This is a genomic window from Paenirhodobacter sp. (assembly GCF_041916475.1).
In the GTDB taxonomy this organism is placed as follows: domain Bacteria; phylum Pseudomonadota; class Alphaproteobacteria; order Rhodobacterales; family Rhodobacteraceae; genus Rhodobacter.
This window is the reverse complement of the sequence record NZ_JAYRZN010000025.1, coordinates 43867-58575: the sequence shown is the minus strand read 5'-3', so window position 1 is coordinate 58575 and position 14709 is coordinate 43867. Positions and strand designations below refer to the sequence as shown.

General features: G+C 66.1%; 14 protein-coding genes. 11 read left to right on the top strand and 3 right to left on the bottom strand.

The genetic code is table 11. The annotated features are described in order from the left end of the window. Nucleotides 1-19 precede the first annotated feature (19 nt). Entirely contained in the window at nucleotides 20-688 is a 669-nt protein-coding gene (locus ACOMG5_RS11740) for a flagellar hook capping FlgD N-terminal domain-containing protein (RefSeq protein WP_420343987.1), read from the top strand. Nucleotides 689-695: 7 nt separating this feature from the next. On the opposite strand, the gene ubiB is transcribed toward ACOMG5_RS11740, so the two are convergent. Together ubiB and ubiE are read right to left on the bottom strand one after the other, a co-directional pair. Next, the gene (gene ubiB / locus ACOMG5_RS11735; RefSeq protein ID WP_420343986.1) at nucleotides 696-2222 is read right to left on the bottom strand and encodes a 2-polyprenylphenol 6-hydroxylase; all 1527 of its coding nucleotides are present in this window, start codon (nucleotides 2220-2222) and stop codon (nucleotides 696-698) included. After that, nucleotides 2223-2975 (bottom strand): bifunctional demethylmenaquinone methyltransferase/2-methoxy-6-polyprenyl-1,4-benzoquinol methylase UbiE, encoded by a 753-nt coding sequence (gene ubiE, locus ACOMG5_RS11730; RefSeq protein WP_420343985.1) that lies wholly within the window; start codon nucleotides 2973-2975, stop codon nucleotides 2223-2225. Between the two features lie 74 nt (nucleotides 2976-3049). On the opposite strand from ubiE, the gene mutM reads away from it, so the two are divergent. From mutM to ACOMG5_RS11685, 9 genes are all read left to right on the top strand, one after another. Then, nucleotides 3050-3895 carry a bifunctional DNA-formamidopyrimidine glycosylase/DNA-(apurinic or apyrimidinic site) lyase gene (gene mutM / locus ACOMG5_RS11725; protein WP_420343984.1) on the top strand — a complete coding sequence of 282 codons (846 nt, stop codon included), beginning with the start codon at nucleotides 3050-3052 and terminating at the stop codon, nucleotides 3893-3895. Between the two features lie 82 nt (nucleotides 3896-3977). Beyond that, nucleotides 3978-4754, top strand: coding sequence for an enoyl-CoA hydratase (locus tag ACOMG5_RS11720; protein WP_420343983.1), 777 nt, complete (start codon nucleotides 3978-3980; stop codon nucleotides 4752-4754). A 143-nt stretch (nucleotides 4755-4897) separates the two neighbouring features. Next, on the top strand, nucleotides 4898-5167 hold the full coding sequence (rpsT, locus tag ACOMG5_RS11715) for a 30S ribosomal protein S20 (protein WP_420343982.1): 270 nt from the start codon (nucleotides 4898-4900) through the stop codon (nucleotides 5165-5167). A gap of 519 nt (nucleotides 5168-5686) precedes the next feature. Further along, nucleotides 5687-7048 carry a chromosomal replication initiator protein DnaA gene (gene dnaA / locus ACOMG5_RS11710; protein ID WP_420343981.1) on the top strand — a complete coding sequence of 454 codons (1362 nt, stop codon included), beginning with the start codon at nucleotides 5687-5689 and terminating at the stop codon, nucleotides 7046-7048. A gap of 79 nt (nucleotides 7049-7127) precedes the next feature. Further along, entirely contained in the window at nucleotides 7128-8246 is a 1119-nt protein-coding gene (dnaN, locus tag ACOMG5_RS11705; RefSeq protein ID WP_420343980.1) for a DNA polymerase III subunit beta, read from the top strand. A gap of 2 nt (nucleotides 8247-8248) precedes the next feature. Beyond that, a complete protein-coding gene (gene recF, locus ACOMG5_RS11700) occupies nucleotides 8249-9301 on the top strand; it encodes a DNA replication/repair protein RecF (RefSeq protein WP_420343988.1) in 1053 nt (350 codons plus the stop codon). Beyond that, nucleotides 9298-9735 (top strand): VOC family protein, encoded by a 438-nt coding sequence (locus tag ACOMG5_RS11695; RefSeq protein ID WP_420343979.1) that lies wholly within the window; start codon nucleotides 9298-9300, stop codon nucleotides 9733-9735. The genes recF and ACOMG5_RS11695 overlap by 4 nt, the downstream gene beginning before the upstream one ends. A gap of 82 nt (nucleotides 9736-9817) precedes the next feature. Then, nucleotides 9818-12268, top strand: a complete 2451-nt coding sequence (gene gyrB / locus ACOMG5_RS11690) for a DNA topoisomerase (ATP-hydrolyzing) subunit B (protein WP_420343978.1) — start codon at nucleotides 9818-9820, stop codon at nucleotides 12266-12268. Next, on the top strand, nucleotides 12268-13029 hold the full coding sequence (locus ACOMG5_RS11685; RefSeq protein ID WP_420343977.1) for a TSUP family transporter: 762 nt from the start codon (nucleotides 12268-12270) through the stop codon (nucleotides 13027-13029). Before gyrB ends, ACOMG5_RS11685 begins: the two co-directional genes overlap by 1 nt. Here the strand turns inward: ACOMG5_RS11685 and ACOMG5_RS11680 are convergent. Continuing rightward, complete coding sequence (locus ACOMG5_RS11680; RefSeq protein WP_420343976.1) at nucleotides 13026-14012, bottom strand: asparaginase; 987 nt, start codon at nucleotides 14010-14012, stop codon at nucleotides 13026-13028. The genes ACOMG5_RS11685 and ACOMG5_RS11680 overlap by 4 nt on opposite strands. A 159-nt stretch (nucleotides 14013-14171) precedes the next feature. On the opposite strand from ACOMG5_RS11680, the gene ACOMG5_RS11675 reads away from it, so the two are divergent. After that, the gene (locus tag ACOMG5_RS11675) at nucleotides 14172-14696 is read left to right on the top strand and encodes an invasion associated locus B family protein (protein ID WP_420343975.1); all 525 of its coding nucleotides are present in this window, start codon (nucleotides 14172-14174) and stop codon (nucleotides 14694-14696) included. The last annotated feature ends 13 nt before the right edge of the window (nucleotides 14697-14709 follow it).

Genomic DNA, 14709 nt, shown 5'->3' with positions numbered 1-14709 from the left:
CGGATGTAAGGAGACACAGATGACGACAGTATCCTCGGTCAATTCCGGCACGAACACCACTTCGTCGAGCTCCAGTTCGAGCTCGACCTCCGCACTGAGTTCGGATTTCACCACCTTTCTCAAGATGCTGACCACGCAGATGCAGAATCAGGACCCGCTCAATCCGATCGACAGTTCCGATTATGCCGCGCAGCTCGCGAATTTCTCGCAGGTCGAGCAGCAGGTAAAGACGAATGACCTGCTCAGCTCGATTTCGGGCGCTATCGGGCTGTCCGGCCTGTCGCAATATGCCAACTGGGTCGGGATGGATGTGCTGTCGGAAAGCCCGACCGAATTCGATGGGGCGACGCCCGTCGCGCTGTCCGGGAGCCCTGCCTCGGGTGCGGATCAGGCTGTGATGGTTGTCAAGGACAGCTCCGGCAAGGAAGTCGCGCGGGAGGAGGTGAACGTTACCTCGAGCGGGTACAGTTGGGATGGCACCGACAGTAGCGGGAGCCTCCTTTCGGCAGGGACCTATTCCTTCTCTCTGGAAAGCTACAGCAACGGCAGCCTGCTCTCGACCTCGAAACTCCAGACCTACAACCAGGTCGTGGAAACGCGAACCGCAACCAGCGGTACGGTCCTGGTCCTTGCGAACGGCACCCAGATCGATCCGACGAGCGTCACGGCCCTGCGGGCGAACGAATAGCCGTTCGTCAGGTCAGGCTGCCGATGCAGATCCCGACGGCGAGCGTCAGCACGCCGCTGAGCAGCATCCAAAGCGCGTCACGCCGGCGCGGGGGAGGTGTGTCTTCGCCCTTGTCCTCGCGCTGGAGCAGGGATTGCAGGATCGCAGGCAGGCGCGGCCCGAAATGGCCCAGAACCACCGCTGTCCGGCGCAGGTCGCGCAGCGCCGCGCGAGGGCCGAGGTTCTCGCGGATATAAGTCTCGACGACCGGCCGGGCGACCTCCCACATGTTCATTGCCGGATTGAGCGAGCGTGCCACGCCCTCGACCACGACCATCGTGCGCTGCAACAGGATCAGCTCGGTCCGCGTCTGCATCCCGAAGCGCTCGGTCACCTCGAACAGATAGGCCAGCAGCCGCGCCATGGAGATCTGCGTGGCGTTCATCCCGAAGATCGGCTCACCCACTGCGCGCAGGGCAAGGGCGAACTGGGTCACGTCGCGGTCGGGCGGCACATAGCCCGCCTCGAAATGGACCTCGGCCACCCGCCGGTAGTCGCGCCGGATGAAGCCCATGAGAATCTCGGCATAGACACGGCGCGTATATTCGTCGATCTGGCCCATGATGCCGAAATCATAGGCGATGATGTCGCCGTTCTCGGCCACCTTCAGGTTGCCCTGATGCATGTCGGCGTGAAAATAGCCGTCGCGCAGCGCGTGGCTGAGGAACAGCTGCAGCACCCGCTCCGAGAGCGCCACGAGATCGTGCCCGGCCGCGCGCAGGGCTGGCACATCGCCCATCGGGATGCCCTCGGCCCAGTCCATGGTCATCACGTCGCGCCCGGAGAGGCCCCAGGCCGGCTCGGGGATACGGAAATGCGCATCGCCGGCGGTGTTGGCGGCGAATTGCGAAGCCGAAGCCGCCTCGAGCCTCAGGTCCAGCTCGCCCAGCACCGTCTGCTCGAAATGGTTCACTACATCGGAGGGCCGCAGCCGCCGCGAGGCGGGCGACAGCCGTTCGATCATCGCGGCGGCGAAATGGAACGCGTCCAGATCCTTGCGGAAGGCCTTCTCGATTCCTGGCCGCAGCACCTTGATCGCGACCTCCTGCCCGGTATCGGCCCGCCGCGCCCGGTGCACCTGGGCGATGGAAGCCGCCGCGACCGGCTCGGAGAATTCGGTGAACAGCGCCTCCACCGGGCGCTGCAATTCCTCGGCAATGGTGGCGCGGGCGACACTGGTCGGGAAGGGCGGCAGGCTGTCTTGCAGCATCCGCAGCTGATTGGCCATCTGCACGCCCACCACATCGGGGCGGGTAGACATCACCTGCCCGAACTTGATGTAGGCCGGCCCGAGCGCGGTGATTGCCCGGGTGATCGGCGGCAGCTCCGGATCGCCGCGATAGCCCAGCCATTTGAACGGCCACCCCATCACCCGCGCGATCAGCCGCAGCCGCGGCGGCGCCTCCAGCGCGGCCAGCACTTCGCCCATGGCGCCTGTGCGTTCGAAAGTGGCGCCCGTGCGGATCAGGCGCCAGATGTTGTGCGGACCCCGCATCTAGATCTTCCAGCCGGAATGCAGCGCGGCAATCCCAAGCGACAGGTTGCGGTATTTCACCTGATCGAACCCGGCCTCGCGGATCATCCGGGCGAAGCTGTCCTGATCGGGGAATTTGCGGATCGATTCCACAAGATATTGATAGCTGTCGCGGTCATCCGCCACGATCTGGCCCATCACCGGGATCACGTTGAAGGAATAGCGGTCATAGAGCCATTGCAGCATGTCGTTCGGGATGCGGTTGAACTCCAGCACCATCAGCCGCCCGCCGGGGCGCAGCACCCGGTAGGCCTCGCGCAGGGCATCGGGGATGCGGGTCACGTTCCGGATCCCGAAGGAGATCGTATACACATCGAAGCTGTTGTCGTCGAAGGGCAGCGCCATCGCATCGCCCACCACCCAGCTCAGGCGCCCGGCCATGTCCTCGGCCTCGGCGCGCTTCTGGCCCTCGATCAGCATCGATTCCGTCATGTCGCAGACGGTGGCCGTGGCGCCGGGCGCGCGCTTGAGGAAGCGGAAGGCCACATCGCCGGTGCCGCCCGCAACATCGAGCAGCTTCTGCCCGGGCCGCGGCGCCAGCCAGTCCATCATCGCGTCCTTCCAGAGCCGGTGGATGCCCACGCTCATCAGGTCGTTCATGATGTCATATTTCGAAGCGACGCGCGAAAACACGCCGTGGACCATGCCGGCCTTGGCGTCCTCGTCCACCGTCTGGAAGCCGAAATGGGTGGTTTTCTGGTTTTCCGCTGTCATCGCTCTTGCCGTTTGCGAACACTTCCCTCTCTTATAGGAGCCCTTTCGGCCAAGACAATGCGACAGGAACAATCATGCCCGAACTACCCGAGGTGGAAACCGTGCGCCGCGGCCTTGTGCCGGCGATGGAGGGGCGGGTCATCCGGGCGTCGCAGGTGAACCGGCCGGACCTGCGCTGGCCGCTGCCCGAGCGGATGGCGGAGCGGCTGACGGGCGCGCGGGTGGAGCGGCTGCGGCGGCGCTCGAAATATATCCTCGCCGATCTGGATACGGGCGAGAGCCTGCTCATTCATCTGGGCATGTCGGGGCGGATGCTGGTGTCGGGGGCGATGCTGGGCGATTTCCATCAGGACCATCCGGCGCCGCAGAAGCATGATCATGTCGTGCTGGAGATGGAGGGCGGCGCGCGGATCACCTTCAACGATGCGCGCCGGTTTGGCGCGATGGATCTGGTGCGCACGGATCGCGAGGCGGCCTACTGGCTGCTGGCGGGGCTGGGGCCGGAGCCTTTTGGAAATGATTTCAACGAGGATTATCTCCTCGCGCGGCTGAAGGGGCGCACGACGCCGATCAAGGCCGCGCTGCTGGATCAGCGGATCGTGGCGGGGCTTGGCAATATATATGTGTCGGAGGCGCTGTTCCGCGCCGGGATCCACCCGCGCCGCCAGGCCGGGCGCATTGCCGCGCCGCGGGTGGCGGCGCTGGTGCCGATCATCCGCGATGTGCTGTCCGAGGCGATCGAGGCGGGCGGCTCCTCGCTGCGCGATCACCGGCAGGCCAGCGGCGAGCTCGGCTACTTCCAGCATGCCTTCCGTGTGTACGACCGGGAGGGAGAGCCCTGCCGGACCTGCGGCACGCCGCTGCGCCGCATCGTGCAATCCGGGCGGTCCAGCTTTTTCTGCCCGTCGTGCCAGAAGTGACGCGACGCTGCACCGCGGAATGTCTTGATTAATGGGACCCACCTGTTAGGACTTCGCCCCGAAACAAGGAAAGGCGAAGCCGATGGCCTACCAGACCCTGATCGTCGAGATCGAAGACTACGTCGCCCTGATCCGGCTCAACCGTCCCGAAGCGCTGAATGCCCTGAACAGCCTGCTGCTGAGCGAGCTGGCCGAGGCGCTGCGCCAGGCCGATGCCAACGAGAAGGTGCGCTGCATCGTCATCACCGGGTCGGAAAAGGCCTTCGCCGCCGGGGCCGATATCAAGGAAATGTCGTCGAAGAGCTTCGTCGACATGTTCACCACCAATTTCTTCGGCACGGAATCGGATTCGCTGCTGCGCACGCGCAAGCCGATCATCGCCGCGGTCGCGGGCTATGCGCTCGGCGGCGGCTGCGAGCTGGCGATGATGTGCGATTTCATCATCTGCGCGGAGAATGCGAAATTCGGCCAGCCCGAGATCAACCTGGGCGTCATCGCCGGGATCGGCGGCACGCAGCGCCTGACCCGCTTCGTGGGCAAGTCGAAGGCGATGGACATGCACCTGACGGGCCGGTTCATGGATGCGGCCGAGGCGGAGCGCTCGGGCTTGGTGAGCCGCGTGGTGCCGCTTGCGCAGCTGCTGCCGGAGGCGATGGCCGCGGCACACAAGATCGCGACGAAATCGATGATTTCGGTGATGGCGGCGAAGGAATGCGTGAACCGCTCCTATGAGACGACGCTGGCCGAGGGTGTTCTGTTCGAGCGCCGAGTGTTCCATTCGCTGTTCTCGACCGAGGACCAGAAGGAGGGCATGGCCGCCTTCCTCGAGAAGCGCGAGCCGCAGTTCCGCGACAAGTAAGGCCTTTCCAATCGGGGCGTCTTGCGCTATAGGCGCCTCTTACATGCGCGTGAAGCCCGCTCAGGCTAGAATCATCCGGTTCTCTGGGGATCCGGGGCTTTTGCGCAGTTTATTGCAACAGACCCGGAAGTTGGGAAACACATATGGCTAATACGCCCCAGTCCAAGAAACGCGCGCGTCAGAACGAACGCCGCAACGACGTCAACCGCGCCCGCCGCTCGCGCATCCGCACCTTCGTGCGCAAGGTCGAGGAAGCGATCGCTTCGGGCAATGCCGAAGCCGCGAAGACCGCTCTGCTCGCCGCCGAGCCGGAACTGGCGCGTGGCGTCAGCAAGGGCGTGCTGCACAAGAACACCGTGTCGCGCAAAGTGTCGCGTCTGTCGGCTCGCGTGAAGGCGCTCGGCGCCAACTGAGCGGCCGCCTGAGGGGGTGTCACAAACCCCTCCGGCAAGCCCGACACGACCGCCGTTAACCATCTGTTAACGAAAGACTCACGAGGGGGCGCCATCCGGCGCCCCTTTCGATTTTGCAAGGGTTTTCAGAACGTTAATCGCTGCTGTTGCGGCCAATCCCGATTGTGGGGGATTCGTAAACGGAATCTGACGTCAAGCGCGAAGTTCGGTTGCAGCGCGTCCCGGCGGCACAGTAACTTGGCCCTGCGATTCACGTCGCCTTGGGGGACATGACGCAGCCCAGATGCCGGAGCAGGCCTAAAGTCTGCCACGACAACGAAAAAGCCGGAGGTGTCCGGCATCCGGGATGCGAATCCGATTCGCGGGAGGCTGCCCCTCCCGAATTCGGCAGGTGATGCCGGGCCCGATTTCGGGGCCGGGTCTCCTGTTCCCTTGCCGATCGGTTCCAGCCCGCTGCTGCTGCGGGCGCCCGGCACAAGGCGATACCGAACGCGGGCCGTATTATGCTGAAGGCAAGAGATGAGCGAAGAATCCTGGGGGCGGGTGCGAAATGAACTTATCAAACGGGTTGGCAAGACCAATTTCTCCACCTGGATCGAACCGCTGAGCCTGATCGGCGTCGACGCTGGCATCGCAGCCATCGAGGCGCCCACGAAATTCATGCGCGACTGGGTCTCGCGCAACTTCGAGGAGCAGATCCTGCGGGAGCTGCGCGCCTCGGGGATGGTCGTGGAGCGCATCGAGTTCCGCGTCCCGGATCTGCGCCCGATCCCGGCGGCGGACGTCGTCCGTCCGGTTGCGGCCCCGGCGCGCAAGCCGGTGCGCGCGAGCGATGACGATCTGCCCGGCGCGCCGCTGGATGCGCGGTTCACCTTCGACAGCTTTGTCGTCGGCAAGCCGAACGAGCTCGCCCATGCTGCCGCGCGGCGCGTGGCCGAAGGCGGGCCGGTGAGCTTCAACCCGCTGTTCCTCTATGGCGGCGTCGGCCTCGGCAAGACCCACCTGATGCATGCGATCGCGCATGAGCTGTCCACCCGCCGCCCCGACATGCGGGTGCTGTACCTCTCGGCCGAGCAGTTCATGTACCGTTTCGTGCAGGCGCTGCGCGACCGTCAGATCATGGATTTCAAGGAGATGTTCCGCTCCGTCGACGTGCTGATGGTCGATGATGTGCAGTTCATCGCCGGCAAGGATTCCACCCAGGAGGAATTCTTCCATACGTTCAATGCCCTGGTGGATCAGGGCAAGCAGATCGTGATCTCCGCGGACCGCGCGCCCGGAGAGATCAAGGATCTGGAGGAGCGGATCCGCTCGCGCCTGCAATGCGGGCTGGTCGTGGACCTGCACCCCACCGATTATGAGCTGCGCCTCGGGATCCTGCAGACCAAGACCGAGGTCTATCGCGGCCAGTATCCGGGGCTGAAGCTCGCCGATGGCGTGCTGGAATTCCTTGCGCATCGGATCAGCACCAACGTGCGCGTGCTGGAAGGCGCGCTGACCCGGCTCTTCGCCTTCGCCTCGCTGGTCGGGCGGGAAATCACGCTGGATCTGGCGCAGGAATGCCTCACCGATATCCTGCGCGCCTCGGACCGCAAGGTCACCATCGAGGAGATCCAGCGCAAGGTGGCGGAGCATTACAATGTGCGCCTCTCCGATATGATCGGCCCGAAGCGGATGCGCACCATCGCGCGGCCGCGGCAGGTGGCGATGTATCTGTCGAAGAATCTCACCACCCGCTCGCTGCCCGAGATCGGGCGCCGTTTCGGCGGGCGCGACCATACCACCATCATGCACGGCATCCGCAAGATCGAGGAGCTGATGGTGGACGACCGGCAGCTGACCGAGGATGTCGATCTGCTGCGGCGGCTGCTGGAGTCTTGACGCTTCCGGCAATCCAGCCGAATGTCCTGAAAATCCGTGCCGGGGCGCAGGACGCGCCCGGCTGCCGCGAGGAAAGACCATGAAGATCAGCATCGAGCGCGCAGACCTGCTGAAAGCCGTCGCGCAGGCACAATCGGTTGTCGAGCGCCGCAACACGATCCCGATCCTGGCCAATGTGCTGATCGAGGCCGAGGGAAATACGGTGTCGTTCCGCGCGACCGATCTCGATATCGAGGTGGTGGACAAGGCGCCCGCAATGGTGGAGCGCCCCGGCGCGACCACGGTTTCGGCGGTCATGCTGCATGAAATCGTGCGCAAGCTGCCTGATGGCGCACTGGTGGTTCTGGCCGACGATCCGGCCGCGGGGCGGCTGACGATCACCGCCGGGCGTTCGAGCTTCAACCTCGCGACGCTGCCGAAGGAAGATTTCCCGGTGATGGCCTCGACCGAGTACAGCGCCAATTTCGGCGCCAAGGCCGGGGTGCTGAAGCGCCTGTTCGACAAGTCGAAATTCGCGATTTCCACCGAAGAGACCCGGTACTACCTCAACGGCGTCTACATGCATGTGGCGCAGGGTGAGGAGGGCGCGGTGCTGCGCTGTGTGGCGACCGATGGCCACCGCCTGGCGCGGATCGATGCGGCGCTGCCCGAGGGCGCTTCGGGCGTGCCCGGCGTGATCGTGCCGCGCAAGACGGTGAACGAGCTGCGCAAGCTCCTGGATGACGACGATGCCGATATTGCGGTTTCGGTGAGCGAGACCAAGGTCCGCTTCGCGACGCCGCGGATCACGCTGACCTCGAAGGTCATCGACGGCACCTTCCCGGATTACACCCGCGTGATCCCGACGGGCAACACCCGGCGGCTGGAAGTCGATGCGGCGGAATTCGCCAAGGCGGTGGACCGCGTGGCCACGGTATCCTCGGAGCGGTCGCGCGCGGTGAAGCTGAGCCTCGAGGAGGACCGGCTGGTGCTCTCGGTCAATGCGCCCGATGCCGGGGCGGCCGAAGAAGAGCTCGCCGTCGCCTATGGCGATGAGCGGCTGGAGATCGGGTTCAACGCGAAATACCTGCTGGAAATCGCGAGCCAGGTGGACCGCGAGAATGCCGTGTTTCTGTTCAATTCCTCGGGCGATCCGACGCTGATGCGCGAAGGCAACGACACCTCCGCCGTCTATGTCGTGATGCCGATGCGGGTGTGACGATCCTTTCCACGCTGACGCTGCTGCAATTCCGCTCGCATCGCCGCGCCGAAATCCGGTGCGACGGGCGTCCGGTGGCGATCTATGGGCCGAATGGCGCGGGTAAGACCTCGGTGCTGGAGGCGGTGTCGCTGCTCTCGCCGGGGCGGGGGCTGCGCCGGGCCGCGGCGGAGGAGCTGATCCGGCGGCAGGAGCATGTCGGCTGGAAGATCCGCGCCGAGCTGAATGGCCATGAGGTGGAGACCCATGCCCTGCCGGGGAGCCCGCGCGAGGTGCGGGTGGATGGCAAGGTGGTGCCGCAGGTGGCGCTCGGGGCGGTGGCGCGGGTGCTGTGGCTGGTGCCCGCGATGGACCGGCTCTGGATCGAGGGGGCCGAGGGCCGCCGCCGCTTTCTGGACCGGATGACGCTCTCCTTCGCCCCCGGTCATGCAGAAGCCGTGCTGGATTATGAAAAGGCGATGCGCGAGCGCAACCGGCTGCTGAAGGATCAGGCGCAGGACCGCGGCTGGTATGAGGTGCTGGAGGCGCGGATGGCGGAGGCCGGCGCCCGGATCCGGGCCGCGCGGGCGCTGGCGCTCGGGCGGATCGCGGCGGCGCAGGCGGGGGCGGCCACGGCATTCCCGGCGGCGGAGCTGGTGGTGACGGGGGAGGGGCCGGCGGAGCTCGCGGCGGCCTGGGCCGCGGACCGGCGCCGCGACCTGGCCGCGGGGCGCACGCTCGAAGGCCCGCATCGCGCCGATCTGGAGGCCGTTTATGCGGAGAAGGCGACGCCTGCGGCGCAATGCTCCACCGGGGAGCAGAAGGCGCTGCTGATCTCGCTGCTGCTGGCCAATGCGCGGGCGGTGGAGCGCCCGGTGCTCTTGCTCGACGAAGTGGCGGCGCATCTGGATTCTGCCCGCCGCGCGGCACTTTACGATGAAATCTGCCAACTTTCCGCGCATGTCTGGATGACGGGCACCGAGCGCGTGTTATTCGACACGCTCGGTGCCCGGGCGCAGTATCTGGAGGTGAGCGATACGGCGGGCATGTCGGACGTCAGGGAGGTGACGCCATGAATTATCCTGTGCAGCGGGTGACGCTGATCACCCTCGGCGTTCGCAGCCTTGCGAAATCGCGCAGCTTCTACGAGGCGCTCGGCTGGACGCCCGCGGAGGCCACCCCGGCGGTGGTGTTCTTCCAGATGCAGGGCCTGGCGCTCGGCCTGTTCGGGCTGAAGGACCTCGCGGTCGATCAGGGCCGGCCGGAGGTGCCGCTGGGCACCGGCGGCTTCACCCTCGCGCAGAATTTCGACAGCGCCGAGGACGTGGACGCCGCCTATGCCGCGGCGGTGGCGGCCGGGGCGGAGCCGATCAAGCCGCCCTCCAAGACCTATTGGGGCGGCTATTCCGGCTATTACGGAGACCCCGACGGCCATGTCTGGGAGATCGCCTGGAACCCCTACTGGCCGCTCGCCGCAGATGGCACGCTGACCCTTCCGCGACAGGGCTGATCCCCCCATATTTTGTGCGTTTGGCGTGACATTCCCCCGCCAAACCGCTACAACTCCGCAGCAACTCACAGGATTGGTGCGGATGACCGAGCAGACCCAGAACAAGACCGAATACAGCGCGGATTCCATCAAGGTTCTCAAGGGCCTGGAAGCGGTGCGCAAGCGCCCCGGCATGTATATCGGCGACACGGACGACGGGTCGGGCCTGCACCACATGGTCTATGAGGTGGTGGATAACGGGATCGACGAGGCTCTGGCGAATTATGCCGATTTCGTGCAGGTCGTGATCCATGCCGACAGCTCGGTTTCGGTGCGCGACAATGGCCGCGGCATTCCGGTGGACATGCACCCCGAAGAGGGCGTCTCGGCGGCCGAGGTCATCATGACCCAGCTGCATGCGGGCGGCAAATTCAACAACACCGACGAGGGCGGCAATGCCTACAAGGTCTCGGGCGGGCTGCACGGGGTGGGCGTGTCGGTCGTCAATGCGCTGTCGGACTGGCTGGAGCTGAAGGTCTGGCGCGACGACAAGATCTATTTCGCCCGGTTCGAGAAGGGCGATTGCGTGGAGCATGTGCGGGTCATCGGCGATGAGCCGGGCGGGCGCGGCACCGAGGTGCGCTTCCTTGCCTCCGCCAAGACCAACGACCCGGAGGGCACGTTCTCCAACCTGGAATACAGCTTCAAGACGCTGGAGACCCGGCTGCGCGAGCTGGCGTTCCTGAACTCCGGCGTGCGGATCATCCTCGAAGATCTGCGCCCGGCGGAGCCCCTGCGCGCGGAGCTGCATTACGAGGGCGGCGTGAAGGAATTCGTGAAATACCTCGACCGCTCCAAGACCGCGCTGATCCCCGACCCGATCTACATGACCGGCGAGGTGCGCGGCATCGGCGTCGAGGTGGCGATGTGGTGGAACGACAGCTACCACGAGACCGTGCTGCCCTTCACCAACAACATCCCGCAGCGCGATGGCGGCACCCACCTTGCGGGCTTCCGCGGCGCGCTGACCCGGACGCTGACCAAATACGCCCAGGACAGCGGCATCGCCAAGAAGGAGAAGATCGACTTCACCGGCGACGATGCCCGCGAGGGGCTGACCTGCGTTCTGTCGGTGAAGGTGCCGGACCCGAAATTCTCGAGCCAGACCAAGGACAAGCTGGTATCCTCCGAGGTGCGCCCCGCGGTCGAGAACCTGGTGAACGAGAAGCTCGGCGAATGGTTCGAGGAAAACCCGGGGCCTGCGCGGGCGATCGTGGGTAAGATTGTCGAGGCGGCGCTGGCGCGGGAGGCGGCGCGCAAGGCGCGCGAGCTGACTCGGCGCAAGACGGCGATGGATGTGGCCTCGCTGCCCGGCAAGCTGGCGGATTGCCAGGAGAAGGATCCGGCGCTCTCCGAGCTGTTCCTGGTCGAGGGGGATTCCGCAGGCGGATCGGCGAAACAGGGGCGCGAGCGCAAGAACCAGGCGGTGCTGCCGCTGCGCGGCAAGATCCTGAACGTGGAGCGCGCGCGGTTTGACCGGATGCTGTCTTCGGATCAGATCGGCACGCTGATCACCGCGCTCGGCACCGGGATCGGGCGCGACGAATTCAACCTCGGCAAGCTGCGCTACCACAAGATCGTCATCATGACCGATGCCGACGTGGACGGCGCGCATATCCGTACGCTTCTGCTGACCTTCTTCTTCCGGCAGATGCCGGAGCTGATCGAGAGCGGCTATCTCTACATCGCGCAGCCGCCGCTTTATAAGGTCGCGCGCGGCAAATCCGAGGTCTATCTGAAGGATCAGGCGGCGCTGGAGGACTACCTGATCCATCAGGGCGTGGAGGGGGCGCGGCTGCGCCTCGCCGACGGGCAGGATATCATCGGCGCCGATCTGGGGCGGGTGGTCGAGGAGGCCCGCGTGATCCGCCGGATCCTGCAGGCCTTCCCGACGCATTACCCGATGCCGATCCTGGAGCAGGCGGCGATCGCGGGGGCGCTGTTGCCGGGCCGGGTCGATGCCGATGCGCAGGGCGTGGCCGATGCGGTGGCCGCGCGGCTGGACCTGATCGCGGTGGAATACGAGCGCGGCTGGAGCGGGCGCCCGACGCAGGACCATGGCATCCGGCTGATGCGGGTTCTGCGCGGGGTGGAGGAGCACCGCACACTCGACGGGCAGGTGTTGCGCTCGGGCGAGGCGCGCAAGCTGGCCGCCCATACCGAGCTGCTGCAGGAGGTCTATGGCAAGCCCGCGATGCTGATCCGCAAGGACCGCGAGCAACCGATTCACGGGCCGCTGGCGCTTCTGCAGGCGATCCTGTCCGAGGGCGAAAAGGGCCTGACGCTGCAGCGCTACAAGGGCCTGGGCGAAATGAACCCCGAGCAGCTGTGGGAAACCACGCTCGATCCTTCGGCGCGGACGCTCCTGCAGGTGCGGGTGGAGGATGTGGCCGAGGCCGATGACATCTTCACCAAGCTGATGGGCGATGTGGTGGAACCGCGGCGCGAATTCATCCAGCAGAACGCGCTGAGCGTGGAGAACCTCGACTTCTGATGTTCGAGCTGTCGCTGGATCTGGTGGCGCTGCTGGTCGGCGCCGCCTTCGTGGCGGGGATCATCGATTCCATCGCGGGCGGCGGCGGGCTCATTACGCTGCCGGCGCTGCTCCTGGCCGGGGCTTCGCCGCTCCAGGCGCTGTCCACCAACAAGGTGCAGGGTGTGTTTGGCGCGGCCACGGCGGCCGTCTCCTATGCGCGGGCGGGGCATGTGGCCCCGCGCCGGCAGCTGCGCGCCGCGGGCTACGCCTGCGCCGGGGGTGCCGCGGGGGCAGGCTGCGCCACGCTGATTCCAGCCGATGCACTGCGCATGGTGCTTCCGGTGGTGCTCGTGGCCATCGCGGCCTTCTTCGCGCTGAAGAAAGGGCTGGGCGATCTGGACCGGACCGAGCGGATCGCGCCGGCGGCCTTCGCGGCCAGCATCGTGCCGCTGATCGGGGTTTATGACGGGCTGCTGGGTCCGGGGGCGGGGTCGTTCTACATGATCGGCTTCGTCACGCTGGCGGGCTATGGCGTGCTGAAGGCGACGGCGCATACGAAGCTTCTGAACCTCGCCTCGAACCTCGGCGGGCTTGCGGCCTTCGCGCTCACCGGAAAGCCGCTCTGGGCGGTGGGGCTGGCGATGGGGCTTGCGCAGATTGCGGGCGCGCGGATCGGCTCCGGGCTGGCGATGCGGGCGGGCGCGCGGCTGATCAAGCCGCTGCTGGTGCTGACATCGACGCTGCTCGCGCTGCGCCTGATTTCGCAGAACTGGCTTTAGCCGAAGCCGGGCGCGAGGCGCATGCCGCCGGTCTCGAATCCGCGCCAGTTGCGCTGCACCGAGGGGATCAGCTGCTCCACCACCGGATGCGCCGGGTCCAGCACGCCGCAGCGGATCAGCAGCGCGGTGATCGCCGCTTCCGAGGCACGGGTGCCGCCATCGAGGATTTTCAGCGCGATGCCCTGCCGGGTCTCGGGCAGGATCGCCACGAACACCGCTTCGGCCCCGGTTTTCACCGCAGCCTTGCCGCCGGTGGCGCGCATCAGCCGGGTACAGGCGCGCTCTTCGCCCGCGACCATTTCCGGGAAGGCCATCATCGCGCGGGCAAGCCGGGCGGCGGCGGTTTCGCGCAGGCCGCCCTCGCGTGCGGCGGCGAAGAACTGCATCGCCCGGGCGAGGCCGGTGATGGTGCAGGCAAAGTTCGGCGCGGAGCAGCCATCTATGCCGAAACCGGCCGAAACCTCGCCGGTGACCTCCTCAAACGCCGCCTTCACGGCCTTTTGAACGGGGTGGTCCAGCGCCACATATTCGGTGCCCCCGCCCAGATGTCGGTTCAGCGTCAAGAAGCCTGCATGTTTGCCGGAGCAATTGTTGTGCAGCTGGCAGGGCGCCGTATCCGAGCAGGTGAGGCGCTTGTTCTCGTCGCGGTCCTGCGGCATGTGGCTGCCGCAGCGCAGGTCGGCCTCGGCCATCCCGAGCCCGGCAAGCCAGTCCGCAACCGCCTGAACATGCAGATGCGCCCCGCTGTGGCTGGCGCAGGAGAGCGCGAGCTGGCGTTCGCTGAGCCCCGCCGCTGCGGCGGCCCCGCTCTCGATCAGCGGCAGCGCCTGGATCATCTTGCACGAGGAGCGCGGGAAGATCACCGCCGCCGGGTCGCCCCAGGCAGCCTCCACACCATCCGGCCCGAACACCACGGCATGGCCGGAATGCACCGATTCCAGCATGCCGCCGCGCCAAAGCTCGATCAACGGAACTGCCGCCATTTCCCACCCCGACTGCGAAAAGCCGCCCCGAAGGTCTTTCCCCCGGGTGCCAATTTGCGTTATCTGTCGAATATCGAGTTGAAATCGGTTCCGCCACTGTAAAGAACGGCCGAAGGCCAGCGGGCGGTCAGGGGCAACAGGCAGCTGGAGGCTGTAACCATGAAGAAATTCGTTGTGCGGGGGGCTGCGGTTCTGGCGGCGTCGCTGGTTCTGGCAGGCACCGCGGGGGCACAGGCCACCTCCAACCGCGTCGCGGCAAAGACGGACTGGAGCGTTTTCGTCGAGGACAATCCGAAGGAATGCTGGGGCGTCTCCTCTCCCAAGGAAACCGTGAACACCAAGGACGGCAAGAAGATCGAGGTACGCCGCGGCGATATCCTGCTGTTCGTGACTTTCCGCCCGGGCAAGCAGGGCGAAGTGTCGTTCATGGGTGGCTATCCCTTCGCTTCGGGCTCCACCGTCGATCTGGAAGTGAACAACGGCCAGAAGTTCCAGCTGTTCACCGATGGCGAAGGCGCCTGGGCGGGCTCGCCCGAGGATGATGCGAAGATCGTCGCGGCGCTGAAGGCCGGGGCCGATGTGACGCTGAGCGCGCGCTCGGGCCGGGGCACGGTGACGAAGGACAAGTTCTCGCTGATGGGCTTCACCGCGGCCCTGACCGAGGCGCAGACCCGCTGCAAGTGACCTTGCGGGTGCG